The sequence below is a fragment of the Aliikangiella litoralis genome (genome assembly GCF_052495765.1).
Window position 1 is genome coordinate 5,001,012 of the sequence record NZ_CP199292.1, and the last position, 26,805, is coordinate 5,027,816.

Below are 26,805 nucleotides of genomic sequence, written 5' to 3' on the forward strand. Positions count from 1 at the left end.
TAATAAACTTTTGACTAATTTGAACTCTCTAAACGTTTCTTTTTAAAATGATTAATCAATATTCTAAACTTATTATTGCTATAGGTATTGCCTTTTTCCAGTGGAGTTGTATTTTTTGAAAGTAAAACTTTTCCAGAATTATCTAGAATAAAAAAATGTGGGTAAGCAGGTGCATCAGGAAGAGTTGAAAAAAACTTTTTATTTTTATTTTCCTTACTAAAGTTAAGCTTCATTACTTCAAAGATATCAAGTAACTCTTGATTAATTTTTTTTTCTTTCTTTAAATATGCCTCCAAAACATGACACCATGTGCACCACTCACCGCCAGCAACAATTAAAATATACTTATTGTTTTTCTTAGCTTCAGACATTGCCATTGCAAGATCTTTAAAAGGATCTCTCGCAGGATCATAACTTTTCGCATATTCAGCATTCCCAATTGCGCTGCTCAGACTACAATACATCAATAACATTACTGCAAGTAAAACTTTAGTTATTTGACTCATATTTATATAACGTCCTTTATTGATTAGCTGTACTTTTATTCTAAACTGACTTTCAACTTAAACTCTGCTAACAAAAAAACCATAAAAAAGTGCTAAAACCAGTGGTATAACATAACAATAATAAAAATAACTCGATGTATAACCAAAAGAATAGCTATAAATTACAATACCTGCGCTAATTACACAAGATAAAGGTAAGAGATAAATTGATAGATTTAAAATAGACAGGGAAAACTCTCCGATGCTTTTTGAACGCCCATTAACAGCTCCCCCTCCTGCAAATGCAACCAACATAAATAAGAAAAAAGCTAATATCGCTTGCCCAGCCGAACCAATTACTACTCCCCAAAATGACAATTTTTTCTCCTCAGCTTGACCCTATTCTCTATTTATAAAATACTCGATTTCATCGGAAATAATTTCGCCTCGCTAATAATCACTTTATCCCAAACTTTGCCCACGGTATAGGGGTCACTATTGATCCAGTCCTCCACTTCAGCTCTATGATCAAACGTTACATGTGCCGAAGAACCAATCATCTTACCATCACTATCCAATATGGCTCCTCCACTTAAAAATGTTCCTTGCTCTGCCATTTTTTTAATTCCTGAAAGATGCGCATCCCGATTAGCCAACCTACGCTTTATCGCCTCTTCATCTTTAAAATCATATGCTGTAACAACAAATTGCATAATCAACCTCTCATTTCAATCAAATTTTAGTAATAAAACACTAATGTAAGTCAACGCGTTTCTAAACTAAAATAACAGTTTATCAAATCTTTTAAAATATCTTAATGCTTAAATTACTGGCGTATTAATTTTAATACAGAAGCTTCTTCACCAACTTGACTTAAGTAGATTTCTCGCCGAATCACTTTGTTAAACGATTGATTAATTTCAAAACCTAAAGAATGTTGGTAAGAATCACTTTTGTTGCCCAAATTTGTAATATCCAAAAACTGAAAAGATATGTTATTAGAAGTCGAGTCCATTGACAGTTGCAACCTCGGTTGATTACCTTGAGGGCAATAATGAGTTGCTATCAAATCATTACCATTTAAATGATATAAAGTCAGCGAATGTTTCTTATTATTGCGATACCAAGTTTCAATTAATACAGTCTCATTAGCGGTAAGTTCGAAGTCAATATAAAACTTGGAATTAGTTCCTCCTTCTTTTTTCCAAACTCCAACAAGTGACTTCAATTGCGAAAATAACTTAGAAGCATCAAAGTTCTCATTTTTTTTCGCGCAAACCGACATTGATAAAGCGATTAAAGTAATCAATATTAACTTCACTATATATTTCATCAATTTCTCCAAGTGTTTACTCTGGTATAACCTGTTTTTTTAATGCCTATTTTTCACGTTCAGAAAAGAGTCTTTTAATAACACAGTCTACCGTCGAAGTTTTTCTCAACGTCTACAATGACGTACCCTCTACATACACCTCATTTTACATTAACTTTGAATAAGCTTGATTTTCAACAGTTTGATAACTAGGCTCATTTAAAGTTTAGTTTTTCAACGGTGCAATTAATTTTTCCAAACCGTTAATTTTAATTTCTAAAGTCAACTCAAGTAGCTCTCCTAAGTTGTTTTTAGGAAAGCCTTGTTGTGCAAACCAAACTAAATAAGGTTCGGGCAGATCAATTAAGCGTTGTCCTTTATATTTGCCAAAAGGCATTAATGTGTTAGCAATTTTCACTAAGTTTTGTTTATCAAACATTGATCACTATAAACCTTAACGTTTTTTCTTTTTAATTTTATTTTTACGAGCGGCTTTTTTTTCTTCTTTTACTCTTTGCAGTTCTGCCACCTCAATTAACTCTTTCTCGATCATTTCTGGGGTTTCTAAACTAATTTCACCTAAACTAGCAGAACGATACTCATTAATTAAAATTTTACAAACTTTATCTAAATCAATTCTGCCTCCAGTTCTCAAACATCCACGAATACGCCCAATGGCTTCTAATGTATCGAGCGTTTGCTCTTCAAGCTTATCCAATTTAAACTTCTCTAATAAATGTTTAGAATAGTTTTTTGATAAATAATCCATCGCATAAAAAGCAATATCATCATATTCCAATGCCGTATCTTTAATAGCGCCAGTAATAGCTAATCGATAACTGCTATTTTGATTATCAATTTTAGGCCAGAGAATTCCAGGCGTATCAAATAAAGTCACCCCTTCACTTAAGTCAATTCTTTGTTGGCGTTGAGTAACCGCAGGCTCATTACCAACCTTGGCAATAATTCGACCGGAAAGCAGATTAATAATTGTTGATTTTCCAACATTTGGGATCCCCATAATCATCGCTCTAACAGATAGCTCTTTTTCAACCCGATGAGGCGCTAACTTCCGACAAAGCCCAATAACTTTTTTTACTTGTTCAGGTTTATGTGCGGTAACAGGCAAAGCTTTTACACCTTGTTGTAACTCTAAATATTTACACCATTGTTGTGTTACCTGGGGATCGGCTAAATCCGTTTTATTCATTAACTTGATAATTGGTTTACTTAACCCTTGGTTATTCGCCAAATCAGCTATCACAGGATTTGCACTACTGTACGGAATACGAGCATCAATCACTTCAATAATCAAATCAACGCCGGGCAGTGCCTGCTTAATTTCTTTCTGAGCTTTATGCATATGCCCTGGATACCACTGAATGGCCATATTATTCTCTTCATTCAACAACAATGTGTAATTCAAAGGTACTATTTTAGAGATTATTAACAAAGAGAGTAAGTAAAACCTGTTAATTATCACTAATGACCTTAAGACTTTTATGGTCTATTGCTCTTTATATTAGCATGCAGCGTCTATCAAGTAGCTTGATACAGGAATTAACCAGATAAATATGAGTGAGTGTGCTACATTTAAATGAGTCATAGCTGCCAATAAAATAAGTTCAAAGAGAGTGATACATGACCGATGAAAGAAGACACTTCAACCGGGTGGCTTTTAAAACCGAAGCGACCTTTTATGCAGATAAACGCAAGCTAGACTGCGAAATCATAGACTTATCGCTTCATGGCGCTTTGATTAATCTACTTGAGACGGCAGATGTTGAAATCAGCTCACGTTATCAACTGGATATTCCACTAACTTCAGAAAAAGATGGAGAAATTATCTCCATGGAACTAGAACTTGCTCATCAACAGGATCTCAAGCTCGGCTTAATGTGCACCCACATTGACTTAGATAGCATTACACACCTCAGGCGTTTAGTCGAACTTAACCTGGGGGACAGTGAACTACTTGAACGTGAGTTTGCAGCTCTCTGTACCGATAATGAGTAAGCAAAAAAATATTAGTGCCCAACAATTTTGCTAATCGTAGGCCTATCACCACTACAGTTAGTATCAGTGACTGTTACCGATACTGATTTATTTGCAGAATAAGCCATCAAAAAGAAAGAATAGTGGGCTTTACCGGGTTCAAAACTAGTATCCATAGCAACAACATCTCCGGGGTGTCCACAACCTTTCGATGTATGAGGTTTATCAAAATACACCGTAAACTGCGAGCCGTAGAACTCAACACTAACAATTTTTGCATTTTGTACAGTTGAACTGCCAGCAACAACCGATGTAGAAATCAATAACCCTAAAACCAATAATATTTTTTTCATCTTTCTATTCCTCTTTTATCACTTACATCTCAATTAATTAAAAATCTTTAACCTATCTCACTCAGCGCCGTGAGCGCATCACTCAATTGAGCAACCCCGATTACCTCAATACCTTCTACTGCCTTTTTAGGCGCATTAGCTTTAGGCACTATTGCTCTTTTAAAACCATGTTTACGTGCTTCTTTAATTCGCTCTTGCCCATTGGGTACTGGCCTAATTTCTCCTGCAAGTCCTATTTCACCAAAAACAATCAAATCCTGAGGTAAAACTTGATTACGCAAACTGGATACAACAGCCGAAACAAGCGCTAAATCGGCACTCGTTTCCATCACTCTAACCCCGCCAACAACATTCAAAAATACATCTTGATCATGGCAAAAAACACCACCATGCCTAGAAAGCACAGCAAGTAACATGGCCAATCTGTTTTGATCTAGCCCAACCGCTACTCTTCTAGGATTACCTAAATGAGATTCATCAACCAAAGCTTGCACTTCAACCAGCAAAGGTCTTGAGCCCTCCCAAGTGACGGTTACTGCACTACCCGCAGCCGCTTGTTGGTAGCGGGAAAGGAAAATCGCTGAAGGGTTTTGCACTTCTTTTAAACCTTCTTCAGTCATTGCAAATACGCCTAGCTCATTCACTGCACCAAAACGATTTTTTACCGCACGCAAAATTCGGTAGCGTCCATCGCGTTCTCCTTCAAAATAGAGTACTGCATCAACCATATGCTCCAATACACGAGGTCCAGCTAATGCCCCGTCTTTAGTTACATGCCCCACCACAAACAGAGCTATGCTTTTTTGTTTGGCAAACCTGACTAATTGAGCAGTACTTTCTCTAACCTGAGCCACTCCACCCGGTGCAGATTGTAATAACTCAGTGTAAATCGTTTGAATTGAATCAATCACCATCACCTGCGGCTGAGTATTTTGTGCCGTAGCAATAATGGTTTCTACCTGAGTTTCGGTAAGCAAATTCAGTTGTTCACCTTTTAAACCTAATCGCTTTGCTCGCATAGAAATCTGCTGCGCAGACTCTTCTCCTGTTACATACACCGCATTTAAGGTTTCACTTAAATGACACATCGATTGCAGCAAAATGGTTGATTTACCAATTCCCGGATCACCGCCAATCAACACTACAGAGCCAGGAACTAACCCACCACCCAGTACACGATCTAACTCACTCAGACTGGTTCCAATTCTAACAGTGTCACTATGTTTCACCTCACTGAGCTTTTGTAATGTCTTCTCGCTACCCGCATATCCAGCAAAACGTGCATTTTGAGTTGTTTTTTTAGCCTCTATTTGCTCAACCAGACAGTTCCACTGTCCGCAATCAGCACATTGTCCAGACCACTTCGGCGATATAGCTCCACATTCGTTACAAACATAATGAATTTTATTTTTTGACATAGTCGTTATTACTTTTATGCTATTAGTTCAAGGAAACCTAAAATGTTGAATTTTTCGAAGTTTGTCTTTATTTGCTAATATATCACTATTAGTTATTCTGACGACCCTTTATGCTTATAAAGCCTGAGACTAATAATTATGCAAGTGACCCAGCTCTAAAGAGCTACAGTCTAAATCATCTTTGGACATAAAAGGAGTGTATATGAAAAAAAATACAAAAAAGTCATACTATCCGATTGCATTAATCGCTTTAATTTTAACCAGCTTTAATTTTTATGCTTTTAGTGATAATAGCTCACTGGTTTTATCCCCAACTGAGCTCAAAATTGAAATAGAAAAAGCGGAGCAGTTAAACATTATTCCTCAAACAACCAATCATCAATTATTAAAAAGCCAGCAAATTACTCAGCAAATTAACAACCAGACTCATTTATCAATTACCGGAAGAGAGTACTTGAATATGAAATTGGTGAGCTTGCTTAAGGTTCAGTTAACTAATGAGCAACTCATTATTTTACAACAACTCGCTAATGAAGTTGCTCAAATAAAAACCACTCTCAATGATGGTAACCATCAGCAAATAATCACAGCTTTCCCCTACCCTGAAGCAGCAAAAGCAAAGTTAAAGCAACATTCACACTACCTCAAGTCAGTTAAACTACTGACACAAATAACACAAGCAGATTATCCAGCTTTAGCACTCAACAATGAGTTTCTCAATGCAGGAGACGATCAATTAAAAATATTTTCTTTCATCGAAAAGAAACTCTCTAATAGCGAATCAAAAAGCTTGCTCGACTGGAGTTTCTCAAAGTCTGAAATCAATAACGAAATAAAACTAGCGTTAGCCATTAATACTCAGCAAAATGCTCAAATCGTAAAAATACTAGAGCAAGACAAAAACTTAACATTGCATCATCACTTATATTCAATAACAAAGTCTTGGCCACCTGAACAATTGTTTTTATTATTAAAAGAAATCACAAACATAAAAAGTTATACCTCTCTTGCTATTAATCAAATAGAACAACTTGATATTGCTCAGTCGCAGCAACAACAGTTTTTTTTAAAGCAACTCAGCAACCCTTATAGTGGCTCTAGCGCAGCTCAAGCACTTGCAAAAAATATGACACCTCAACTTGTCGATCAAATAATAAATATTGCAATAAATCAGCAAAGTGATTTAATCATGAAAAATTCAGTTTTGGCATTATCTTTACAACCCAATGATTACAGTAAAAATAAGTTAAGAGAATTACTCCAACAAAATAAACTAAAACCAGCAATAGCGCAGGAACTCACATCATGGCTAAATTGATATTTCATTTGATGAGTGCACTTGCAAGCTTTTCACTGAGTGCAACACAATTAACTTATACGGAAAATGTTACCGGAAACCCAAACGAGGTTGCGTTAGGTTACCCAGTTCCAATACCAGTTGCATCGCAAACACCAGTCAATGGCTTTAGAAATTATGCGAGTTTGCTGGCAAGACACCAAGATATTGCTCTCAGTTCAAATTCAGTTACCAGTCAAATTATCGGCCAATCGATTGAAGGCGATAATATTTGGGCCTATATTTTAAGTGACGCAGATGCAGTAACGGCAGAGAATTTTATTAAAGAGCCTGCGATGCTACAAAACGGCGGTATTCACGCTCGCGAATGGCAAACACCCGAGGTAGTCACAGGTATTTTAGAACGGTTTTATAACAACCAAAACGATCAAGGCTTCTACCAGTATTTATTAGAAAATAGCCAAATCATTTTAATCCCTGTACTCAATGTCAGTGGCTTTAAACAAACACAACGTTACCCTAATCAAGCAATGTATAGCACCGATCAAGATGATGGAGCCAACTGGCCTAGAGATGGTCGCATGCGCCGCAAAAATATGCGCGGCGTCGACACCGATCTTGCAACAGAAAATGATAACTTATTGGGTATTGATCTTAACCGGAATAATAATCCTTACTGGGCAACTAGTCCTGGGCGCTCATCTGGTCGCTCGGCATCAATAGTACATCACGGTGCAAGTCCAGCCTCTGAACCAGCAACACAAGCTTTACAAGCCGCAGCCAACCTGGCAGATGGGCGACTAAGATTTTATATTGATACTCACTCTTTTACTCAAGTTTATTTTGCTCCATACACAGCCAATACTCGTAGAAATGCCATTACTGATTCAATCGCCAATAAAATGCGAGCCGTTAATCACAACCGTTACCAATACGGCCCATCTCCAGCCGGTGCCGGCATTGGTGCCACTGATGAATATTTTGCAAATACTTATCAAATTCCAGCTTATACCTTAGAAACTGAACCAGGCAATAATGGTGGAACGCAATATGGCGGTTTTGGCGTCACTCATGACGGTTTTATTTTGCCCGAAGCAGAAATAAACAGAGTGAGAAATGAATTGGCTAATGCTTCGATTTTAGGCTATTACATGCAAGCAGGCCCTCCAAGTATTTGTCAAATTCAAATCACGCGTGTAGATAATGGCTCCACGATCTTTTTAGGGCAATGGCAAACAAGTTCTGAAACCAACAGAGAATGGCAGCAATCTGACAATACAGTGTTAGAGTCAGGGGTAAATTATCGTTTTAGAGTTTCGTTTAATAAACCAATGCGCTGGCGAACTGATGGGCAAATTACCCCGTATCCGGGTTTAACTATTAGCAATGCGCCCACCATTGCTCTTGAAGGCTTTGCGGCTGACGATCAAGCCTACTCAGAATCAATATCGGTAGCGAATGGTCAGTGGCTTGATCAACCTAATACTAATAACGATGGTTTTCTTAACTATAAAGATGACAGCTATATGTTTGAGTTTAACCTCCCAGATACCTCTTTGACATTTGATGCTAAATTATTTCAATTAGCCATTCAGGTAACAGACTTGGCTAACCAACAATTAGATGCATCACCCGTTACAGTGGTTGATTGGTCTAACGGTGCTTGGTCAGGATACGAATCAACTGATGGAAGCCTTGGTGATAGTGGTGGCATTGATAGAAATATTCGTCTCATTAACGATGGTAGTGACGCTTTTAATGATCCGACAGCCGTCTCTCCTCCGACAACACCTCCACCTCCCCAAAAAGGCGGTGGTGGTAGTGAAACAATTTGGGGAATCATGATTTTAATTCTAGTAAGACTTATAAACCTTAAAATCAATTTAAACCGGTAGACTGCAATAGAAATAGAATACTACTGGTTTGATTAAAATATCAATGGTAAAATGTTGGTAATATTTATTACCGAATACGATTATTATGTCAGAACAAGAAACCACAAAATCAGTTGAAAAACAGCCCCCTAAACAACCAGGTATTCTCAGTATTATGCAAAGCGTACTCGCGGCAATGTTTGGCGTACAAAGTGACCAAAAGCGAGAACAAGATTTTGAAAGTGGTCACATAGGTAGCTATATTTTTGTTGGTGTCGTCATGGTTGTTGTATTTATTTTAGTATTAGTTGGCATTGTCAATTCAATTTTAGAAAATGCGGGACAATAACCTTCTATTAAAATAAAGAAATTCACTAATTTTTTACTTTTAAATTTATTATTTATCAACTTTTTTGAAATAGTTTCAGCTAACTTATCTCAAAAGAGTAATAGCACTTTTATTGTCTACTAGTGTAAATTACGCATAATGACAATACTCTACTAGAGTTATATTTATATGAATACAATAACTAAAACATCAATGATAGCTTTGGCTTTAATATTAACCAATGCTTGTTCGGATGATCTCCCCTTAGAACCCAAAAACTCAAATAGTCAGCCTACAAAAACTAAAGAAAACCCTCCTCCCAAAAGCATTAATAACAACACACAAAGAAAGGCGGTTCGAGAAATAGATATATCAAAAACCAATTTATTAGGTCATATAATAATTAACGACAGCAAAATGCGTGTCATTGATCAACCACTCAAACCCGGTAGTCGTCTTTATGATTATAAACTTCAAACAGAAGCCACTTTAGGTGACTCAGTTGTTGTAGTATTAAAAGAACACCGTCAATTGTCTCAGTCTATTACGGCCGAAGCTCAGTCAACTTTACTTGCAACAAATACTTATAAGCTAACACCACTTTCAAAAGAAAACTTATACAAGTTTTATATGAAACTAAAAAATAACTCAGTTTTTAAAACAGTAGAATTAGAAGTCCGGTATGATAAAAAAAGTCGTGAGCAAAATAGTGCTGAAATTATGTAGTATGAGTTTATAGAATATCATTAATAATCAAACGGCCATTTAACTACATTTCAACTTTTAAATGGTTATTAAATACTTGCCTAACTTCACAAGACCAAGGCCGGGTTAATAACCCGGCAGGCAGGCTAGACTAAAATTAAAACCAGTCGTATTTATCTGTACACCACCTTTAACGCTTATGCAGTCTTGTGTGTTTTATTAATAATTTGTATTAACAATTAAATGCAAGCGTCTGGGCATTTACACATAACGCTTAAATATAATTTAACAAGCTGTGACTTTAAGCAAAGTCGTTTTAAAATACCTGACGTCTCCATGACTTTTAGATGATTTTGTTCTGAAAGTGATAATTTAGTTTATTGTGTCACTTCACTAATATTAATTGGGGGTGTTCATTTGTTCTTTGCTTGTTACATTCATTTAGCAAGCTCTATTTATCCTCAAATCAATATAATTCAAAGAGAAGAAATATGTCCCACCTCTTTGTAAACGATTGCTTTGGTAGCTAACTCAACAGACGAAGTAAACGAAAATGCTTTTGAGTGAGCATTCAGTCACAGGCGTGATCGAAATAAATTAGTTGTGTCTATTGCTTTGAGAACGGCTCATATGAGTTATACGAACTTTACTTCATTGCCTGAGTTTTTCCCCATTGCTTTGCAGCGCTCAAAGAAGCTCCTAAAGGAAATACAAAACACTGCAACAATCCATATAAAAGAAACGTTAAATTTATTATTTTTAATTTTTTTTGTGAGCAATAAAATAAGCAAATCACGTCTAATAAGTGTTAACCACTCCCTGTCTCAAACAGAGATTAATGTTAAATATCAGTCAGTTAAAAATCATAATAACAAATAAAATTAGTCACTTTTAATTATGTTCTAGCAAACTAGTTTTTTTCACTCTATTTTACCTAACCCCTCTTGGTTAAACCTGTAAAAAAACTTCCACATTAAACGAATTTAACTTATGCTGGCAAGGTTGCGACAGTACTTATTGCTCTTTCTCCTTTATATAAATTCGCGATAATTATATCCAATTTATTTTTTACTTGTCCCCAGTAAGAAAGGTATTTTATTTTCAATAACATATTTCTGAAGAGCAACTTTTTGAGAAACTTCAAAAAAACACGAAAAGTAGCATTTATGTAAATGAATTGAAAACGAAGAAAACAAGCAATTAAAATCAATTGGTAATAAATTCTTAAATTTTTTTAAACTCGGAGGTTATTATGAAAAATTTAATCACATTAGTAATACTGCTATTAACCGCTATTATTTCGATATCGGTTGAATCAGAAAACTCTTATAAAGATGATATTTCAATTACCCAAGCCAAAAAACATCCCCAGAACTCTAAAAGCACTACCAGCTCATGTGGTAGCAGTGCTTGCATAAAAACACCTTTGACAGCTCCTATCGAGCTAGAAAATGGAAGTGCTGAGAATTTAAGTGCCAGTAAAGGAGAAGAACTTATCTATGTATATAATGCGCCTTTTTATACCGTTGACGCTTATTTTAGTATACATTATGGCACTGGCGATGCCGATTTATATGTTAGCTATGAGACTATTCCAACAGATACTAGCTACGATTGCCGTCCTTATAAAGATGGAAACCAAGAAAGGTGTGTATTCTATAATAAGGAGGGAAAATACTATATACGAGTCAAAGCATCTAGTAGTTTTTCAGGCGTAAATTTATACGCAACTATTACCGATGGCTCTGGACCACCACCTGATGGTCAAATACTCTATGAAGAAAGCGTTAATGTTAAATATCTTGCTTCAAATAGCTGGAAATATTTCAAACTAAAGGCAGATCCAAGCATAGACAGGTTTGATATTATAACTTCTGGTGGAGAGGGAGATGTTGATTTATATGTTCGTTATAATGAAGAGGTTAGTGCATCACAGTTTGACTGTCGTCCTTACAAGGAGGGTAACGATGAAATATGTACTTTCACAAACCAGAGTCAAGAAGGCGACTTTTACTATATCGGAGTTTATGGGTATCGTACCTCAAGGAATTTCACGTTAAAAGCAACCACATATCCATAAAAACCGATAGTGCTGAGATAAAATTTAATTACGTAAGTATTATGTATCAGCCATTATTTATATAGTTAACGTTTATTTCATATACCAGCTCTGGCTTCATCTAAAATATAAGTTTCAAATAAAAGTCAGAACTGGTGTAGTTATTACCTCTACCTTAAGAAGGCCAAAAAAGAGTACCGAAGAGACTGGATTGTTGAACGCTTGGCTTATCTGGCTAGTACTTTTGCGATTGAAATCGCCAGCTATGCGGTTATGAGTAACCATTACCATCTGGTACTTTGAGTAGATGTGGATAAGGCAAATAATAGGAGTGAAGCTAATATTATCAGACGTTGGAAGAGAATTTATCAAATACCCACAGTCGTTCAACAATACCTTAAGAACCCACAAGCTGTAGAATTCAAGAAATTGCTCAAGGTATCATTGAAGAATGGCGAAAACGATTAACTGATACTTCCTGGTTTATGCGTTGTCTCAATGAATACTTAGCTCATAAAGCGAATAAGGAAGATAACTGTAAAGGCAGATTTTTAGTTAACCTTTAACCAATCTAAAGCCACTCCATGACTGTTATCAGCTATCGCTGAAAATTAATGATATCTAAGTACTCAAAATTACGTTCGATTTGAGTAAAAACACCAAATTATATTGGCTAATTTTCCAATCAGTTTTATAAAAAATAAAAGTGATTGGCTACTTTACTTGGGCCCCTTCATTAACGTCTCTGCTTTTTATAAAATTGAAAATAAGTGCTAATCGATGGGAACTGAACGAATTGATTTTCCATATTCAAACATCCAGGCTTTGTTGTCCTTTCTCATAATGATGGTGTAATCATTTTTGTCGTAAGCAATCCAAAAGAACTCTGTTAGCCCATCTGTATTATGTATATTCCAATATTCTATTGGCCACTCAACTGCATTTTTAGGAAATTCAGGTAGGTTAGATAGTTTGTCGGGAAAAAATCCATTTTTTTGATAATAAGTATCTATTGCTATCGTTAGGTTTTCTAAAGAAGTTGAGTTCGGTGACTTTTCTTTTTTTTGTGAAACTAAAGTACTGATAAAAAATAAAAAGAGAAGGGCTAGGAGAATATTAAAATATTTGTTTTTTACCAGAGAAATGAAGTTGATAGACTCTATATCTTTGCTTTGTTTATTGGCTTGATTGTTGATAAACTGTGTTATCGAACCTTTTTTGTTTTTATTTCTTTTTACTTTTGATTTCTTTTTGTATTGATTAGAGTTTTTTTGAGTAATATCTTTTTGAGTTAATTGTTCTATTTCTGATTGAATGCTTTTTATTTGTGTTTTTGCTGTTTGCTTTTTCTGAGGACTTTTAGATGAGTCATCTTCTATGTTTTCAAAAATAATCTCTTTAATTGATACTTTGGTGTGTTTAGTCTTTTGGTTTGAATGGTAACCTTTGCTTTGATCATCCGAGTAGCAATCATTGACCAATTGATTAATATCTCTTTTCGTTATTTTAGAAGAGGTACCGCTACCATTGGGTTTGTTGTTTTTCTGATTTTTTGTACAAAATAATTCCTTTGAGAAGGATTGAATATCATCTACCTTGCTGTTAGAAGAGCTGTTGTTGTCAGAACTCATTAGTTTACGCTTCAATAATTTATGGTAAAGAAAATAATCATCTTTTTTTATATCCGGCCTATACTATTAAAATAGTATAGGTTGTAATATATAAGGATTATAGCCCATTTATGGATGGAAAAAGTATAAATGAGCATTGGCTATTATCAGCGGCACGGTTTAAATTTTCTGAACAGAAAATACCAGAAAAACTTCATGTCGCTGATAATTTAAGCGAAGCTTGGTTACAAGTAAGTTCTATTTTTAATATCAGTGAAATGGAACTGGCAGATGCTGTTGCTCAGTATAGTGGGCTTGCATTAGTGGACAAAACACTAATTGATTCTAATGCACGCAGTTTTATCCGAGAGAAGCAATGCAGAGAGTTAAATATTCTTCCGGTAAGAGAAGAAGGTAATCAGTTAATTATTGCATTAAGTGATCCATCAAACATCAATGAGCTGGAAAGGCAACTCAAATTTTCTACCGGCAGGCAGGTTGTCTTTGAGATTATGCCACCTGACGAGATAGATACTTATTTAATCAGTCTTTATTCTCGAATTAATGATACCGACTCTAATCAACGGAATACAATCAATTTATCAGAAGACTTTGTTAATCAAAACTCTGATACAGGTACACAAACTGTCAGGTTGGCTAAAGTTATTTTAAGTACAGCCATAGATAAAAGTGCTTCCGACATTCACATCCAGCCATTTGCTGGTGGTGGAATAATTCGTTTTAGAGTCGATGGTGTATTGGTTCGTATTGCAACAATACCTGGAAATACATTAGGCAATTTGTCTCGCTATTTTAAAAATCACTCTGGAATGGATTCTGCTAAAGATATGATTGCTCAAGATGGAAGAATTCGTCTTGTTTATGAAGGTAAAGATTATGATGTACGCATGTCTATTTTACCTAGTCATGGTGGTGAAAGAATTGTTGCTCGAATATTGAATCAAAACCGTGTTTTTTCATTGGCAAATAGCGGGTTCTCATTAGTTGAGCAACATGCATTGCAACGTATGGTTTCTTATCCAGCCGGAATAGTATTACTGACTGGTCCAACTGGGTCGGGAAAAACGTCGACTTTGTATGCCTTACTTTCAGATTTAAATCGGGTAGATATTAATATTATTACCATTGAAGAGCCGGTTGAATATGTGCTTCCTGGCACTTCTCAAGTGAATGTCAACAATAAGCAAGGTTTAGGTTTTGCGGAGAGCTTACGATCTATTTTACGACAAGATCCTGATGTGATTTTAGTAGGAGAAATTAGGGATGCAGAAACCGCACAAATAGCAGCACAAGCTGCATTGACGGGGCATTTAGTTTTATCTACTTTGCACACCAATGATGCATTAACCACTATTCCTCGATTACTGAATATGGGAATAGAACAAAGTATTCTTGCAGATTCTTTAATTGGTGTTGTATCACAACGCTTAATTAGAAAGTTGTGCATTGAATGCGCACAGCCGGTTTCTGATCGATTAACAGCAATGGAATATGAATTTCGCAAAATTACCAAGGAGCAGCCGAGAAAAAGGGCAGTTGGTTGTGGACATTGCCATTATACAGGATATAGTGGACGCGTGCCTGTAGTAGAAAGGTTAGAGGTCACTTCCCAGTTGCGAGAAACATTAATTAATGGACAGCATGATCTGAACTCATTAAAAAATTGTCTAAGTGAAAACTATCGCCCAATGGCTGAGAATGGTGTTGAATTAATTGTTTCTGGTCTCAGTACGACGGAAGAAATTAATCGAGTATTGGGATTAGTTTTTTGGAGAGAATTGGCAGAGTTATATGGTAAATCGATTAATGACATTCAGATAGAATCTTTGCAAGTCACTTATAATCGCCGATCAAGTGAAGTATTGATTATGACCGAAGATGATCAACTCTATCAACAGATTAACGCAGAAACCAACTATCACTTTTGTCGAGCTGAAAATGCACAACAAGCAGATAAATTATTGCATAAAAATAGTCAAATTTTTACCTTGGTCATTGATATTCGTTTGTCATCCGAGAATGGAATAGAGTGGTTACAAAGTCTACGTAGAGAATTAGCCTGGTCTGGTTTATCCGCAATATTCTTAACTGATAATGAGCATCCTGATATCAATAAAATTTTACTGGAACATCAAGTTCATTGTGTTGAAGGTTTTCCAATTGATTGTAAGGTTTTACAGCAAACTATTCAGCAGGTATTACATCAATAGCACTTATAAAAAGATATGGAGTTTTTATGAAAAACACTTCAAAAGGTTTCACTTTAATCGAAATTTTGATTGCAGTGACTATTGTTGGTGTTCTAGGTTCTTTTGCCTGGATATCCTATGAAAACTATTTAGTCAGAAGTAAAATTACAGAAGGCTTTGAATTTGCAGATGCGACTCGCCTCAAGATTGAAGAGTTTTATGATATTAACGGACGCATGCCAAAAAACAACAATGAAGCGGGCATCAAGTTAGTTGTCAATGCGGATATGATCAAATATATCGGTTGGCATGCTGATAGAAAAGATCCCGATAAGCAAGGTTATATTGACGTGCAGATGGATCTGGGAAGTCTTGGTCCAGCGGTTACCCCCTTTTATCTGGTTGCTAACGCTAATGGTGCTGTTATTCAATGGCATTGTGAAAGTCCGTTAGACAGCGGAATGGATATTAGCAATACAGTAGAAAAAAAATATTTGCCCGGTGTCTGTCGTGGTAGCGGCGGTGCAACAACCAATGCGTTGGTTGCGGTAACTAAATCTCCCTCGCCGCAAAAGTGCCCGGCAGGACAAGAGGCGTTTACTTTTAATTCTGGTTCCAATGCTATTAAAGCGTGTCGGCCTAAATGTGCTGCGGGGCAAAAACATAACACTAAGCCACCATTTAATTGTGAAAACATTGTTAAGCCCCCAGTAGTTGTCGCCCAACATGTACAACAATCTGCAATCGTTAAAGATCATGCAAATTCATGCTCTCAAGGCTTTGAGCGGAAAGGAAATGACTGCGTTGCCAAATGCCCCGATGGCCAAGAGCCTAAACAAACCGATTTGTTGAGTTGTACTATGGCAGGAGTGGTAGGAATTGTATGTCGAGGCCCTAAATTTATTTGTGAGCGAGCTTATAAACAGGGTGAAAGTTGTCCACAGTCAATGCCTTTTATTGCTAATACAGTCGAAAATTTAACGGATGGTTCTCGTTACCTTCAGCGGGAATGTATAAGTGCAAAAAGCGCTTATGAAGCGGTTCAAAATATACAGAGCGATAAGCGATGCAAAAACTACGATGTTAAAGTTTTATCCGATCAGCATTTTTTTTGTGTTTTCCCATGTGTCGGTAAAAATTGTAACCTTAAAACCGTTCCCCCAAAAGATACATGGCCAACTTGGAATAATAGTGTTAAAGATCCGGTAACCGGCCAAATGAGAGCTAAAACCTATGAAGATCTACCGGATTCGTTTGATACAAAGCCGTAATACCTAGCTTTTGTCAATGCAGAAATAAAAAAGATAATTAAAACAATCGGGTTGATTATGAGGGTACCCCTTCTTGAGTCATTAGGTGACAGATCACTAAAATGCAGTTTAATTTAATACAAATAAATATTCTTATTCCATGACTTGTTCATAGAATATTGTGTCCAGTTCACTAGAAAGCTCATTCCCACTTTCATCTGTGATATTAAAAGCTTCTTGAGTTCCAGCTAGAGAGCTAGAACCTTCAAGCCCACTTAATAAGTTATATGTAGATTCTTTTATAGCCAGCTCAATCAATGCAAGAACTTGAGTCTTTAGCTCAGAGCTAATGTCGAGCGAATCAAGTTTTAATCCTACTTCTGTTTGATCTTTAGCTCCTTGAGAATAAAGAGAAACAAGGTTCTCAATCTCAAACTTTATACTTTCGATTAGCTGTTCAGGGCTCATAGAAACCTTTGGCTTTTAACGCTTGTCAGAGTTACTAGTGAACTCTTGGCTCTGGTTATGCTTAGTCTGGTACTTATCTAGAACAATTAATATCATAGGAACTATCATTTTCGATACCTAACCAGTCGCGTTCCATCTTCAGCTAGTAAAACCATTTTTTTATCTGAAATCGATAATATTTTGTCTCTGGTTTGAAACCCTTGCTTTAACAAACCTAAGCTTTCACTTATGATTTCCATATAAAGATAGCTATCTTTTATCCACCATTTCGATTCATAACTCCAATTCCGTTTACTTTCAGGGTACTGAGAAATAGTAAACCCTCGAACTACCCCATCGGCTCCATAATCATCCTTGCCTTGATCTACAATCGGTTTATTTGGATAGTCTGGATGAGTCCATTCACTATTGGAGAGCCATACTCCTATAATTTTTTTCTCCAACAATTTATCGGAGTCTGAGGCTTTTATTTGGAATGCGAATAATAAGATTACCTTTAACACAACAACTCTAAGTAAAAACTTCATTCATACGCTCCTATTTAAACATAACGCCTAGTCCAGAAATTTGTACGTATTTTGGCACAAATAATCCTGCTACGACTTATTAAATTTCTAATAGGTTTCAGCTTCATCACCTATGATAGTTGCTTTCAACTTCGACGCAATTTCTTTCGCCTTCAATAGCGCATCATCAGAATGACTAAAGGATATTTTGCCTGAACGATAATCGAAAGTAGTCTGAAAACCTTCTGCTCTCCATACACACATTCCTTCAGCTTCAATGGAAAGCAGTTCTCCTGTATTCGGATTCTTGACGCTTATTGTCTTCTCATGAGTTAAGGTTGAGTCAACCTCGCATATTTCAAGCCAACTCTCGAGCGAAATCCCCTCTTGATTTTCAATGTGCAGTTCATGCACAGCCATAGTGTGACTCGATATAATTAGCAATGTTGATAGAATGACGTATTTCATTAATTTAACGCCAAGCGCATTCGCAAATTTGCATAGCGCTGTTTTTTGTCGATTGCCGCAACTGGTTAGGCTTTTTATTAACCTATTGTACAATTTTTTCAAGGTTAACTGACTTTGCCAATGAACCATACCTTAATAGTATTGCAACGAATTCTGCATCATCAGCAAAACCTGTCACACCAGCTCTCAGTCGAAAGCTCTGTCCCAATGGGCGGGTTAACTTTGCCTTAAGAATCACATTACTATCGAGTAAGACGGTTAATACCTTACCCTTATTTTTCTCATATAGATTCCCGATTCTCTCAGCAGCTTCTTCTGTGACTCGTATATCTACGCTACCGTCTCTAGTTCCTGTATTTTCAATATCTTTATCAGTAAACCAAATATCTTTTTTCGAGTCTGACACTGTAAACGCTTCTAGTTTGCCTTGTGTAGTCGTCAAGTAGCTAAAATACTCTTTTGCTGCTATCTTCGTATCGACAAGTAGATATACAATGTTATTTTCTTTAGTAAATTCTATTTCTGGTTCAAAAATTGATCTAGCTTGGTTTAGACGTTTACTAATTATACTGGCAGATTCCAGATTATTTTCTTGATCACCAAGAGAATACTTCAAAGTCTCACTGTACGCGTCAAATGCTTGTAAGCAAAAAAACACAAAAACAATTTTAGATATGTATGTCAAATCCAATTCCTCTTTAGCCTAACAGCATATTCTATGCAGTAAATCTCATTAATATTCAAACGACCATTTAACTGCATTGTGTTTTTAATCATCACCAAATACTTACCTAACTCTACTGCTATGTCAACTCCGCATTTAATAAGATTGATAGAAAGTAATAGTTGCTCCATCTCTTTTTGACTATATTTTACAAACCCTTCTTAACCTCATCTACAACCTTGACTAAAGTTAATTTGATAGCTATTTTTTCTGCCATGTCATGACTATTGCATCGTCTCCACGCTGATAATAATCTGGACGAACGCCAGACACTATAAACCCTAATGACTCGTACAGACGAAATGCAACGCTGTTATCTTTTCTAAGTTCTAGAGAGACTTTCATAATTCCTTTTTCTTGGGCTCGATTAATTGAGGCTTTTATCAATTCACTACCAATACCCCGCTTTTGATGCTCGGGATTTATCGCCAATGAATAAATACGCGCGGAGCGTTTATGCAACAAGACTAGTATGTAGCCCATTAATTGATATGGCAATTTATCACTTCTTGCCACAAGTAATAGGTTTTTCTTTTTCTGGATATGATAGCGAAAGGATATTTGGTTGAGCATTCCGTCTGATGGAATGAATACAAGTTGTTCCAATTCCACCAGAGCTTTGACATCATCAACTTTTGCATCTGAAATCGAATTTGACATAAAAGATTAATGGCGTTTATAGATAGTATATTTAGGCAACATTTTAGTTGGGCGATAGGATAGCTTTACTTTCTTTAAGTTTTCAAACCCCATATCATCACCGACATTGATATAAATAACATCATAATTCGAGGATAGAAGTTTGGCGAACTCTCTAAAAATGAATTGTGCGCACCCCAGAATATTGAAATCGGTTTTCTCGATAATCACACTGGCCGTAGTGTTATTAATCTTCTCACCGACGGTAAACCCACTCAAAACTCCATCAATAATAATCACTAAACCGATCAACTCAAGCGCTTCATAATCCCGTAACATACGCTTGATAGCGAAACGCTCATCATAAATGCCATCAAGAAAAGCATCAGACTGCTCGTTTGGCAAATATTTCATCCTTTCAGAAATCCACTTATCCAAAAGAACCATTATGTTATCGCCATGGTCACGAGTATTAAGTAATTGCAACTCATGATTGGGATGAATACTAATGAACTTATTTATTTCATTCCTTTTGTTTTTATAAGAATTGCCAGACAATTTTATTAAATCATCGCAATGATAAATATAATCAGAAAAAGACCGTTCAATCACATAATCTTCAAACAAATCAAATATCTCGGCATCTTTCTCAAGATGTCCAGCCAATGCAGAAAGAATTTTTTCATCGATATATTCAATTTTGGTGTAAGCAGGATATTGATTATTTTCCTCCATAATTGCAAAGCAGGTTTCAACCGCCTTTAAGCAGTTTTCTAACTTTCCAATCGGAGGCAAGAGCATGGACAATTCGCCATTACTCAATAAGAAAAAGCAGAACGTATCTTCGATGATAGAATAAAAACCGCTGCCTTTGCTAATCCATAAATAATTTGCTGCGAAGGTATAATCACTGGTATCCATTTCTAACAAATACAGATAGCGTTCCATTATCGGCTTTGCAGTTAAATCTAAAGAGTGCAGCTCATATCTGCCGACCTTAAGGTTGCTCATATAGAGAAATGATTACTCCTGTTTGGGTAAGATTCTAGGGCTAACAGCATATTCTATGCGGTAAGTTTTATTAATATTAAAATGAGCGTTTTACTGTATTGTGTTTTTAATAACTATCAAATATTCACCTAACTTTACTGTTATGTCAACTTAGTATTTAATAAAATTGGCTGCAATGAAATACAAGTGCACTTTTTATTCCGATTTAAAATGAGTTAACGTAAAACAACTGAGAAAATCACAATTTCATACTGATTCATCAAAGTAAAAGATGTACTCGTTTAGTGTTTATAAGAAGCGGCTGTCCAATTTTATCTCTCTACAACTTCGACTAAAGTTAATTTGTCAACAAAATGAGAGATCAATTACTTTGATCCCATTGATTTCATTGAAATTTCAACTTGCATACGTCGACGGCTTAGGTCGTACAAAATAACTTTTACTTTTTGAACGGAGCCAATTTCTAAATTACCGCCTGATTCATTGTATATAAGAGCTTCAAGACCAGGAGCAATTTCAACAAAAGTTCCATACTCAGTGTTAAGCCTAACTATACCAGAGTGTATACTGCCCGGCTCATATCGCCCATCAGTTTTGAATGGATCTAGTTCTGGTTTGGCTTGCTTTATTGAACCGGAGAATGCTTGCCTTCTTTCATCGACAGCCAGTATAAGAACATCAAATTCCTCACCTATGTTTGTGAACTCTCTCGGGTCGGGAATTTTCTTTACCCAATCGAGCTCTAAAATCTGAATGAATATACGCCCCTCGGGGGTAGAAAGGTAAACGCCCCATTTCTCAACCTGATCGACTTTAGCTCGAACTATTTCACCAACTTTCATTTTTGTACTGACCTTTCAATGTAACGCCTGCCATCACCAGTGGCAAAAACGAAGCGAAGCTGAAGGTTTATCATCTGGTACATGGCTTGATTATTTCTTTTTTCGGGTAACTTTGAAATACATAATCGAACCCATTTTTATTGCAACAGCGAACGTAATAAAGGTGCACGATAATCATTGTCCTTTTCATTGAACTCTAGCCTTTTCTCAGCAAGATCAATGTTTATGAAAACCTCAGAATACAGCTCTTTCTCTCCGTCAGGATTGAAGAAGAACTTCATTTTGCAGGGTGAGACCTCAAGCTGTTCGGGATTGCAAGCAAGCCCAACTACTTGGGCATTGACCTTGTCTGGAACAGATGCATCACTTACGGTAGCGCCATATAGAGTAGCTAGTGATCTTATAAAAGCTTCTGACTCGGCCCCAATGTTCTTGAAGAATGCCTCTCCCCAATAGAAAGCATCATTAATACCTTCTACTACTTGCGGGTTCCACGAAGGCAACAACTCGATTGCAAACCCAACTTTATCGCCTTTCAGGTCGCCTTTAACGACAATCTCATAAGAACCAGATTTGAGCTTCTTGAAGTTTGAAATTGTAAAGGTCAAATCAACAAAACCGTCTTCCTCACAAATAAATACTTCTGGATAGTCTCTAGCGGGAGAAAAAATACTCCAAATCATTATTAAAATTCCTAAAACTTACCTTATATATACACCCAGAGGCTTAATGCATTGCTCTGCGGCCACTTGTTATACCCCAACTTTGGCTGCTACTTTTTCAGTCCAGTTTTTATCATTTGGACAGATTATCAAAGATTCACAGCCTTGGGTATTACATTCAATTTCTACTCCGGGTAAATCATCGACCAACAAGTCAATGCCGAACAAGGTTGGAGTTTTACTAAACCTTGAATAGACACTATTACCTTTTACCGCATCGTTGTGTTCTTGTTGGTTAACCACCGATGTTATTCTTACCCCCCAAAATTTAAACCACATTTTCAAATAAAATTCTTTACGTAACGACGTAGTATAAATCCAAACCTCATGATTTCGTGCCAACTTTTTCATCAACTCTGGAGCACCGTTCCTTAACTCTTCTTTGAATATCAAATTTGCGGGAATCCCTAAAGATTTACTACCAACAGAAAACTTAGTAGTCGTTGGTATTAATGTATCATCTAAATCAAAAGCTATACGCATAATTGTTTTTTCTCGTGGTTATGCCTTGCTAAGCTATTGGTTATAATATTGAACGAAGTAAAAGTAGCCAACTGTTTTCAGTCCGCTTAAGCAACTTGTTAGCAGATACTTATCACACAAAGCTATCAAGTAAAAAGTAAACGGGGACATCCACATAAAGATATAAATGATGGGTGTCCTGACTTATTCTGACTTATTCCATTGTAGCCTTGTATAGTGCCTTTACTTGTTGTCATCTTGGCACTTTCATTGTCAGTGATATTGCTTTTAACTTCTTTTTTTCTTTTACCTTCTCCCATCCTTGGCTCAGAATTTTTTAGGAAGTTGTCTATTTTTTCTGATGCTTTATTTAAAGTTTCAATCGTTTGCTCTGCACGTTTGACTTGTTCTTTATCTCTACTTTCATTTTTATCTAAGTGTTGATGCTCTTTGATATGATAGTTTATTTGACGTTTGATTTTGGCTCGCTTTTCTTCTAGACAAATAACAGGACAGCCACCCCCTTGTTCCATACTCTCAAATAATTGCTAGACAAACAAGTCGTAGTTGGTTAAGTTAGTCCTCAGGATGAAACATTAATAAGGATATTAATATGACCCGAGCCCGCAAAACCATTATCGATTTAGAAACAACCCCTTACTACCACTGTATTTCCCGTTGTGTCCGCCGCGCTTTTCTCTGTGGTGAAGACCATTTTTCCGGTCAATCTTATGAACATCGCCGAGATTGGATTGTTGAGCGATTAGCTTATCTGGCTAGTACTTTTGCGATTGAAATCGCCAGCTATGCGGTTATGAGTAACCATTACCATCTGGTACTTCGAGTGGATGTGGATAAGGCGAAGAGTTGGAGTGAAGCTAATATTATCAGACGTTGGAAAAGGATTTATCAAATACCCACAGTGGTTCAACAATACCTTAATAATCCACAAGCAATAGGCATTCGAGAAGTTGCTCAAGACATCATTGAAGAGTGGCGAAAACGATTATCCGATATTTCCTGGTTGATGCGCTGTCTGAATGAGTATTTAGCTTGTAAGGCTAACAAAGAAGATAACTGCAAAGGTCGCTTCTGGGAGGGCAGATTTAAATCACAACCTTTATTAGATGAATCAGCAGTACTCACAGCCATGAGTTATGTTGACCTGAATCCTATTCGAGCCAAGATAGCTAAAAACTTACAACAATCTGATTACACCAGTATTCAGCAGCGAATTACCCAACTTAAGAAACACACTAAACCAGTAATTCCCTTAATGAAGTTATCAAATAGCCAACAAAAACATCAAAACAGTTTTTCCTTTAGCACACAAGATTATTTGCAACTCACTGACTGGGTTGGTCGAGCCATTCGTAATGACAAGCGAGGTTATATTGAACAGCATGAACCACCGATTTTACAAAAACTTAATATTGAAGGTGAGGGATTTATTCAACTGATGAAACAGAAAGATGATTTATCACAGCTGACAGTGATTGGTTCGTCAAGTACCTTAATTCACTATTTAGAAAAGTTAGAAAATAAGTTTATTAAAGGTATCCATTTAAACAGGAAGATTTTTAACTAACTCTAATAACCCTAAAGACACCTAATAATCTTTATCAGTAATTGCTGAGAATCAATGACATCTAAACATTCAAAATCATACTGAGATTGAGTGAAAATATTAACTGAAATCAGCCACTTTGATTTATTTGGCTACAAAAAACAAAAGCTGTTTTATATAAAAAAACAATTTCAAAAAAACATTATTTTTAAGTTGAGGATGTCCATTTTCATGTCTAATAATTGATGTCGCTTGACTCGCTTATTGAACATGACTTTATTGTTTTCATTTAATGCACAAATTTGAAAAATATTCTTTGCTAAATCGATACCTATTACGCTATGTTTCATGATGATCACCTTGTTTCAATTATGAGTTCAGAGTCTTAATTGTGGCACACTGTTGCTTAAGCAGGGTGATCATCTCAGCATCCACATAAAGACATAAGTGATGGGTGTCCTGACTTATTGCTTCTACATCTGGCGCTCTTAGAACTCCTGCACGAATTTCCTTCTCTTCAAAGTCAGGATAACAAGACAAATAACAGGACAGCCACCCCCTTGTTCCATACTCTCAAATAATTGCTAGACAAACAAGTCGTAGTTGGTTAAGTTAGTCCTCAGGATGAAACATTAATAAGGATATTAATATGACCCGAGCCCGCAAAACCATTATCGATTTAGAAACAACCCCTTACTACCACTGTATTTCCCGTTGTGTCCGCCGCGCTTTTCTCTGTGGTGAAGACCATTTTTCCGGTCAATCTTATGAACATCGCCGAGATTGGATTGTTGAGCGATTAGCTTATCTGGCTAGTACTTTTGCGATTGAAATCGCCAGCTATGCGGTTATGAGTAACCATTACCATCTGGTACTTCGAGTGGATGTGGATAAGGCGAAGAGTTGGAGTGAAGCTAATATTATCAGACGTTGGAAAAGGATTTATCAAATACCCACAGTGGTTCAACAATACCTTAATAATCCACAAGCAATAGGCATTCGAGAAGTTGCTCAAGACATCATTGAAGAGTGGCGAAAACGATTATCCGATATTTCCTGGTTGATGCGCTGTCTGAATGAGTATTTAGCTTGTAAGGCTAACAAAGAAGATAACTGCAAAGGTCGCTTCTGGGAGGGCAGATTTAAATCACAACCTTTATTAGATGAATCAGCAGTACTCACAGCCATGAGTTATGTTGACCTGAATCCTATTCGAGCCAAGATAGCTAAAAACTTACAACAATCTGATTACACCAGTATTCAGCAGCGAATTACCCAACTTAAGAAACACACTAAACCAGTAATTCCCTTAATGAAGTTATCAAATAGCCAACAAAAACATCAAAACAGTTTTTCCTTTAGCACACAAGATTATTTGCAACTCACTGACTGGGTTGGTCGAGCCATTCGTAATGACAAGCGAGGTTATATTGAACAGCATGAACCACCGATTTTACAAAAACTTAATATTGAAGGTGAGGGATTTATTCAACTGATGAAACAGAAAGATGATTTATCACAGCTGACAGTGATTGGTTCGTCAAGTACCTTAATTCACTATTTAGAAAAGTTAGAAAATAAGTTTATTAAAGGTATCCATTTAAACAGGAAGATTTTTAACTAACTCTAATAACCCTAAAGACACCTAATAATCTTTATCAGTAATTGCTGAGAATCAATGACATCTAAACATTCAAAATCATACTGAGATTGAGTGAAAATATTAACTGAAATCAGCCACTTTGATTTATTTGGCTACAAAAAACAAAAGCTGTTTTATATAAAAAAACAATTTCAAAAAAACATTATTTTTAAGTTGAGGATGTCCATTTTCATGTCTAATAATTGATGTCGCTTGACTCGCTTATTGAACATGACTTTATTGTTTTCATTTAATGCACAAATTTGAAAAATATTCTTTGCTAAATCGATACCTATTACGCTATGTTTCATGATGATCACCTTGTTTCAATTATGAGTTCAGAGTCTTAATTGTGGCACACTGTTGCTTAAGCAGGGTGATCATCTCAGCATCCACATAAAGACATAAGTGATGGGTGTCCTGACTTATTGCAGAGTCTTAATTGTGGCACACTGTTGCTTAAGCAGGGTGATCATCTCAGCATCCACATAAAGACATAAGTGATGGGTGTCCTGACTTATTTTTTTGCCTTGTTAACCATTTTTGCAACCATGAGCAATCTGTTTTTTGAGGGCTTCTTTTAGCAGCTTTTCCAAAGTGTCGCCGCCTTTTCCGTCGTACAATATAGTAAATCCATCTTCAGACACTACATTTTTTGGCGACTCAACAATACTGAGCGTTTGGTTACAATCCACAATTACTTCATTTTTTGCCGAATTTGTCGCACAGCCGAAACATAAAAATACTAAGGATAAGCAGAGTATTGATTTTAGTGAACTAAGTTTCATATTAGAACTTCCAACTTTCATTTTGATGGTTAACGCCGCCATGTGGGGCGACTTTGTAGTTGGTTGTTTT

General features: G+C 36.3%; 31 protein-coding genes and 2 pseudogenes. 10 read left to right on the forward strand and 23 right to left on the reverse strand.

Going from position 1 to position 26,805, the window contains the following annotated elements; translation table 11 throughout:
• Positions 1-14: 14 nt before the first annotated feature.
• From ACT5E3_RS20815 to ylqF, 6 genes are all read right to left on the reverse strand, one after another.
• Positions 15-506 carry a thioredoxin family protein gene (locus tag ACT5E3_RS20815; protein ID WP_444995487.1) on the reverse strand — a complete coding sequence of 164 codons (492 nt, stop codon included), beginning with the start codon at positions 504-506 and terminating at the stop codon, positions 15-17.
• A gap of 57 nt (positions 507-563) precedes the next feature.
• Positions 564-863: a hypothetical protein gene (locus tag ACT5E3_RS20820; RefSeq protein WP_444995488.1), complete on the reverse strand. Its 300-nt coding sequence runs from the start codon at positions 861-863 to the stop codon at positions 564-566.
• 32 nt (positions 864-895) lie between these two features.
• Entirely contained in the window at positions 896-1,198 is a 303-nt protein-coding gene (locus ACT5E3_RS20825) for a YciI family protein (RefSeq protein ID WP_444995489.1), read from the reverse strand.
• A 113-nt stretch (positions 1,199-1,311) separates the two neighbouring features.
• Positions 1,312-1,818: a hypothetical protein gene (locus tag ACT5E3_RS20830; protein WP_444995490.1), complete on the reverse strand. Its 507-nt coding sequence runs from the start codon at positions 1,816-1,818 to the stop codon at positions 1,312-1,314.
• Between the two features lie 205 nt (positions 1,819-2,023).
• Positions 2,024-2,236 (reverse strand): DUF3820 family protein, encoded by a 213-nt coding sequence (locus ACT5E3_RS20835; RefSeq protein ID WP_444995491.1) that lies wholly within the window; start codon positions 2,234-2,236, stop codon positions 2,024-2,026.
• Between the two features lie 15 nt (positions 2,237-2,251).
• The gene (ylqF, locus tag ACT5E3_RS20840) at positions 2,252-3,187 is read right to left on the reverse strand and encodes a ribosome biogenesis GTPase YlqF (protein ID WP_444995492.1); all 936 of its coding nucleotides are present in this window, start codon (positions 3,185-3,187) and stop codon (positions 2,252-2,254) included.
• 251 nt (positions 3,188-3,438) lie between these two features.
• On the opposite strand from ylqF, the gene ACT5E3_RS20845 reads away from it, so the two are divergent.
• Entirely contained in the window at positions 3,439-3,813 is a 375-nt protein-coding gene (locus tag ACT5E3_RS20845; protein ID WP_444995493.1) for a PilZ domain-containing protein, read from the forward strand.
• Between the two features lie 11 nt (positions 3,814-3,824).
• Here ACT5E3_RS20845 and ACT5E3_RS20850 read toward each other — a convergent pair whose 3' ends face one another.
• Together ACT5E3_RS20850 and radA are read right to left on the reverse strand one after the other, a co-directional pair.
• Positions 3,825-4,145, reverse strand: coding sequence for a hypothetical protein (locus ACT5E3_RS20850; protein WP_444995494.1), 321 nt, complete (start codon positions 4,143-4,145; stop codon positions 3,825-3,827).
• 47 nt (positions 4,146-4,192) lie between these two features.
• A complete protein-coding gene (gene radA / locus ACT5E3_RS20855) occupies positions 4,193-5,563 on the reverse strand; it encodes a DNA repair protein RadA (protein WP_444995495.1) in 1,371 nt (456 codons plus the stop codon).
• A gap of 202 nt (positions 5,564-5,765) precedes the next feature.
• Between radA and ACT5E3_RS20860 the strand changes: the two genes are divergently transcribed.
• The 5 genes from ACT5E3_RS20860 (at position 5,766) to ACT5E3_RS20880 (ending at position 11,847) form a co-directional block, all read left to right on the forward strand.
• Entirely contained in the window at positions 5,766-6,881 is a 1,116-nt protein-coding gene (locus tag ACT5E3_RS20860; protein ID WP_444995496.1) for a hypothetical protein, read from the forward strand.
• Complete coding sequence (locus ACT5E3_RS20865) at positions 6,869-8,755, forward strand: M14 family zinc carboxypeptidase (RefSeq protein ID WP_444995497.1); 1,887 nt, start codon at positions 6,869-6,871, stop codon at positions 8,753-8,755. Before ACT5E3_RS20860 ends, ACT5E3_RS20865 begins: the two co-directional genes overlap by 13 nt.
• A gap of 85 nt (positions 8,756-8,840) precedes the next feature.
• Positions 8,841-9,083 carry a DUF2970 domain-containing protein gene (locus ACT5E3_RS20870; RefSeq protein ID WP_444995498.1) on the forward strand — a complete coding sequence of 81 codons (243 nt, stop codon included), beginning with the start codon at positions 8,841-8,843 and terminating at the stop codon, positions 9,081-9,083.
• A 168-nt stretch (positions 9,084-9,251) separates the two neighbouring features.
• Positions 9,252-9,788, forward strand: coding sequence for a hypothetical protein (locus ACT5E3_RS20875; RefSeq protein ID WP_444995499.1), 537 nt, complete (start codon positions 9,252-9,254; stop codon positions 9,786-9,788).
• Positions 9,789-11,019: 1,231 nt separating this feature from the next.
• Positions 11,020-11,847, forward strand: coding sequence for a PPC domain-containing protein (locus tag ACT5E3_RS20880; RefSeq protein ID WP_444995500.1), 828 nt, complete (start codon positions 11,020-11,022; stop codon positions 11,845-11,847).
• Between the two features lie 752 nt (positions 11,848-12,599).
• On the opposite strand, the gene ACT5E3_RS20885 is transcribed toward ACT5E3_RS20880, so the two are convergent.
• Positions 12,600-13,457 carry a hypothetical protein gene (locus ACT5E3_RS20885; RefSeq protein ID WP_444995501.1) on the reverse strand — a complete coding sequence of 286 codons (858 nt, stop codon included), beginning with the start codon at positions 13,455-13,457 and terminating at the stop codon, positions 12,600-12,602.
• Between the two features lie 110 nt (positions 13,458-13,567).
• On the opposite strand from ACT5E3_RS20885, the gene ACT5E3_RS20890 reads away from it, so the two are divergent.
• Positions 13,568-15,667 (forward strand): ATPase, T2SS/T4P/T4SS family, encoded by a 2,100-nt coding sequence (locus tag ACT5E3_RS20890; protein WP_444995502.1) that lies wholly within the window; start codon positions 13,568-13,570, stop codon positions 15,665-15,667.
• A 26-nt stretch (positions 15,668-15,693) separates the two neighbouring features.
• Positions 15,694-16,917, forward strand: a complete 1,224-nt coding sequence (locus ACT5E3_RS20895; protein WP_444995503.1) for a pilin — start codon at positions 15,694-15,696, stop codon at positions 16,915-16,917.
• 132 nt (positions 16,918-17,049) lie between these two features.
• Here ACT5E3_RS20895 and ACT5E3_RS20900 read toward each other — a convergent pair whose 3' ends face one another.
• From ACT5E3_RS20900 to ACT5E3_RS20945, 10 genes are all read right to left on the reverse strand, one after another.
• Positions 17,050-17,364, reverse strand: coding sequence for a hypothetical protein (locus ACT5E3_RS20900; RefSeq protein ID WP_444995504.1), 315 nt, complete (start codon positions 17,362-17,364; stop codon positions 17,050-17,052).
• A 104-nt stretch (positions 17,365-17,468) separates the two neighbouring features.
• Positions 17,469-17,891 (reverse strand): hypothetical protein, encoded by a 423-nt coding sequence (locus ACT5E3_RS20905; RefSeq protein WP_444995505.1) that lies wholly within the window; start codon positions 17,889-17,891, stop codon positions 17,469-17,471.
• Between the two features lie 87 nt (positions 17,892-17,978).
• The gene (locus ACT5E3_RS20910) at positions 17,979-18,338 is read right to left on the reverse strand and encodes a hypothetical protein (protein ID WP_444995506.1); all 360 of its coding nucleotides are present in this window, start codon (positions 18,336-18,338) and stop codon (positions 17,979-17,981) included.
• 82 nt (positions 18,339-18,420) lie between these two features.
• Entirely contained in the window at positions 18,421-19,023 is a 603-nt protein-coding gene (locus ACT5E3_RS20915; protein WP_444995507.1) for a SecDF P1 head subdomain-containing protein, read from the reverse strand.
• A 240-nt stretch (positions 19,024-19,263) separates the two neighbouring features.
• Positions 19,264-19,722: a ribosomal protein S18-alanine N-acetyltransferase gene (gene rimI / locus ACT5E3_RS20920; RefSeq protein WP_444995508.1), complete on the reverse strand. Its 459-nt coding sequence runs from the start codon at positions 19,720-19,722 to the stop codon at positions 19,264-19,266.
• 6 nt (positions 19,723-19,728) lie between these two features.
• Positions 19,729-20,712, reverse strand: a complete 984-nt coding sequence (locus ACT5E3_RS20925) for a DUF2156 domain-containing protein (protein ID WP_444995509.1) — start codon at positions 20,710-20,712, stop codon at positions 19,729-19,731.
• Positions 20,713-21,077: 365 nt separating this feature from the next.
• On the reverse strand, positions 21,078-21,554 hold the full coding sequence (locus ACT5E3_RS20930) for a S1 RNA-binding domain-containing protein (RefSeq protein WP_444995510.1): 477 nt from the start codon (positions 21,552-21,554) through the stop codon (positions 21,078-21,080).
• 137 nt (positions 21,555-21,691) lie between these two features.
• Positions 21,692-22,237 carry a hypothetical protein gene (locus tag ACT5E3_RS20935; protein ID WP_444995511.1) on the reverse strand — a complete coding sequence of 182 codons (546 nt, stop codon included), beginning with the start codon at positions 22,235-22,237 and terminating at the stop codon, positions 21,692-21,694.
• Between the two features lie 69 nt (positions 22,238-22,306).
• On the reverse strand, positions 22,307-22,759 hold the full coding sequence (locus ACT5E3_RS20940; protein WP_444995512.1) for a hypothetical protein: 453 nt from the start codon (positions 22,757-22,759) through the stop codon (positions 22,307-22,309).
• 125 nt (positions 22,760-22,884) lie between these two features.
• Entirely contained in the window at positions 22,885-23,271 is a 387-nt protein-coding gene (locus tag ACT5E3_RS20945) for a hypothetical protein (protein WP_444995513.1), read from the reverse strand.
• A gap of 80 nt (positions 23,272-23,351) precedes the next feature.
• Here ACT5E3_RS20945 and ACT5E3_RS20950 point away from each other — a divergent pair, with 80 nt between their 5' ends.
• Positions 23,352-24,326, forward strand: coding sequence for a transposase (locus tag ACT5E3_RS20950; RefSeq protein ID WP_444995514.1), 975 nt, complete (start codon positions 23,352-23,354; stop codon positions 24,324-24,326).
• Positions 24,327-24,541: 215 nt separating this feature from the next.
• Here the strand turns inward: ACT5E3_RS20950 and ACT5E3_RS20955 are convergent.
• A pseudogene (locus ACT5E3_RS20955) lies at positions 24,542-24,655 on the reverse strand (IS110 family transposase); the annotation flags it as partial.
• Between the two features lie 19 nt (positions 24,656-24,674).
• Positions 24,675-24,845: a hypothetical protein gene (locus ACT5E3_RS20960; protein ID WP_444995515.1), complete on the reverse strand. Its 171-nt coding sequence runs from the start codon at positions 24,843-24,845 to the stop codon at positions 24,675-24,677.
• 109 nt (positions 24,846-24,954) lie between these two features.
• Between ACT5E3_RS20960 and ACT5E3_RS20965 the strand changes: the two genes are divergently transcribed.
• Positions 24,955-25,929: a transposase gene (locus ACT5E3_RS20965; protein ID WP_444995514.1), complete on the forward strand. Its 975-nt coding sequence runs from the start codon at positions 24,955-24,957 to the stop codon at positions 25,927-25,929.
• A 215-nt stretch (positions 25,930-26,144) separates the two neighbouring features.
• Here ACT5E3_RS20965 and ACT5E3_RS20970 read toward each other — a convergent pair.
• Both ACT5E3_RS20970 and ACT5E3_RS20975 read right to left on the reverse strand, forming a co-directional pair.
• Positions 26,145-26,258: pseudogene (locus tag ACT5E3_RS20970) on the reverse strand (IS110 family transposase); the annotation flags it as partial.
• Positions 26,259-26,480: 222 nt separating this feature from the next.
• Positions 26,481-26,735: a hypothetical protein gene (locus ACT5E3_RS20975; RefSeq protein ID WP_444995516.1), complete on the reverse strand. Its 255-nt coding sequence runs from the start codon at positions 26,733-26,735 to the stop codon at positions 26,481-26,483.
• Between the last annotated feature and the right edge of the window lie 70 nt (positions 26,736-26,805).

What these genes read in the sequence shown, in the direction of transcription:
- ylqF (WP_444995492.1), bottom strand. Translation starts at nt 3,187, where the DNA reads ATGGCCATTCAGTGGTATCCAGGGCATATGCATAAAGCTCAGAAAGAA.
- ACT5E3_RS20930 (WP_444995510.1), bottom strand. Translation starts at nt 21,554, where the DNA reads ATGAAAGTTGGTGAAATAGTTCGAGCTAAAGTCGATCAGGTTGAGAAA.
- ACT5E3_RS20905 (WP_444995505.1), bottom strand. Translation starts at nt 17,891, where the DNA reads ATGAAGTTTTTACTTAGAGTTGTTGTGTTAAAGGTAATCTTATTATTC.
- ACT5E3_RS20940 (WP_444995512.1), bottom strand. Translation starts at nt 22,759, where the DNA reads ATGCGTATAGCTTTTGATTTAGATGATACATTAATACCAACGACTACT.
- ACT5E3_RS20815 (WP_444995487.1), bottom strand. Translation starts at nt 506, where the DNA reads ATGAGTCAAATAACTAAAGTTTTACTTGCAGTAATGTTATTGATGTAT.
- ACT5E3_RS20835 (WP_444995491.1), bottom strand. Translation starts at nt 2,236, where the DNA reads ATGTTTGATAAACAAAACTTAGTGAAAATTGCTAACACATTAATGCCT.
- ACT5E3_RS20950 (WP_444995514.1), top strand. Translation starts at nt 23,352, where the DNA reads ATGACCCGAGCCCGCAAAACCATTATCGATTTAGAAACAACCCCTTAC.
- ACT5E3_RS20865 (WP_444995497.1), top strand. Translation starts at nt 6,869, where the DNA reads ATGGCTAAATTGATATTTCATTTGATGAGTGCACTTGCAAGCTTTTCA.
- ACT5E3_RS20885 (WP_444995501.1), bottom strand. Translation starts at nt 13,457, where the DNA reads ATGAGTTCTGACAACAACAGCTCTTCTAACAGCAAGGTAGATGATATT.
- ACT5E3_RS20890 (WP_444995502.1), top strand. Translation starts at nt 13,568, where the DNA reads ATGGATGGAAAAAGTATAAATGAGCATTGGCTATTATCAGCGGCACGG.
- ACT5E3_RS20830 (WP_444995490.1), bottom strand. Translation starts at nt 1,818, where the DNA reads ATGAAATATATAGTGAAGTTAATATTGATTACTTTAATCGCTTTATCA.
- ACT5E3_RS20975 (WP_444995516.1), bottom strand. Translation starts at nt 26,735, where the DNA reads ATGAAACTTAGTTCACTAAAATCAATACTCTGCTTATCCTTAGTATTT.
- ACT5E3_RS20880 (WP_444995500.1), top strand. Translation starts at nt 11,020, where the DNA reads ATGAAAAATTTAATCACATTAGTAATACTGCTATTAACCGCTATTATT.
- ACT5E3_RS20850 (WP_444995494.1), bottom strand. Translation starts at nt 4,145, where the DNA reads ATGAAAAAAATATTATTGGTTTTAGGGTTATTGATTTCTACATCGGTT.
- rimI (WP_444995508.1), bottom strand. Translation starts at nt 19,722, where the DNA reads ATGTCAAATTCGATTTCAGATGCAAAAGTTGATGATGTCAAAGCTCTG.
- ACT5E3_RS20965 (WP_444995514.1), top strand. Translation starts at nt 24,955, where the DNA reads ATGACCCGAGCCCGCAAAACCATTATCGATTTAGAAACAACCCCTTAC.
- ACT5E3_RS20845 (WP_444995493.1), top strand. Translation starts at nt 3,439, where the DNA reads ATGACCGATGAAAGAAGACACTTCAACCGGGTGGCTTTTAAAACCGAA.
- ACT5E3_RS20825 (WP_444995489.1), bottom strand. Translation starts at nt 1,198, where the DNA reads ATGCAATTTGTTGTTACAGCATATGATTTTAAAGATGAAGAGGCGATA.
- ACT5E3_RS20870 (WP_444995498.1), top strand. Translation starts at nt 8,841, where the DNA reads ATGTCAGAACAAGAAACCACAAAATCAGTTGAAAAACAGCCCCCTAAA.
- ACT5E3_RS20925 (WP_444995509.1), bottom strand. Translation starts at nt 20,712, where the DNA reads ATGAGCAACCTTAAGGTCGGCAGATATGAGCTGCACTCTTTAGATTTA.
- ACT5E3_RS20935 (WP_444995511.1), bottom strand. Translation starts at nt 22,237, where the DNA reads ATGATTTGGAGTATTTTTTCTCCCGCTAGAGACTATCCAGAAGTATTT.
- ACT5E3_RS20875 (WP_444995499.1), top strand. Translation starts at nt 9,252, where the DNA reads ATGAATACAATAACTAAAACATCAATGATAGCTTTGGCTTTAATATTA.
- radA (WP_444995495.1), bottom strand. Translation starts at nt 5,563, where the DNA reads ATGTCAAAAAATAAAATTCATTATGTTTGTAACGAATGTGGAGCTATA.
- ACT5E3_RS20945 (WP_444995513.1), bottom strand. Translation starts at nt 23,271, where the DNA reads ATGGAACAAGGGGGTGGCTGTCCTGTTATTTGTCTAGAAGAAAAGCGA.
- ACT5E3_RS20860 (WP_444995496.1), top strand. Translation starts at nt 5,766, where the DNA reads ATGAAAAAAAATACAAAAAAGTCATACTATCCGATTGCATTAATCGCT.
- ACT5E3_RS20910 (WP_444995506.1), bottom strand. Translation starts at nt 18,338, where the DNA reads ATGAAATACGTCATTCTATCAACATTGCTAATTATATCGAGTCACACT.
- ACT5E3_RS20895 (WP_444995503.1), top strand. Translation starts at nt 15,694, where the DNA reads ATGAAAAACACTTCAAAAGGTTTCACTTTAATCGAAATTTTGATTGCA.
- ACT5E3_RS20900 (WP_444995504.1), bottom strand. Translation starts at nt 17,364, where the DNA reads ATGAGCCCTGAACAGCTAATCGAAAGTATAAAGTTTGAGATTGAGAAC.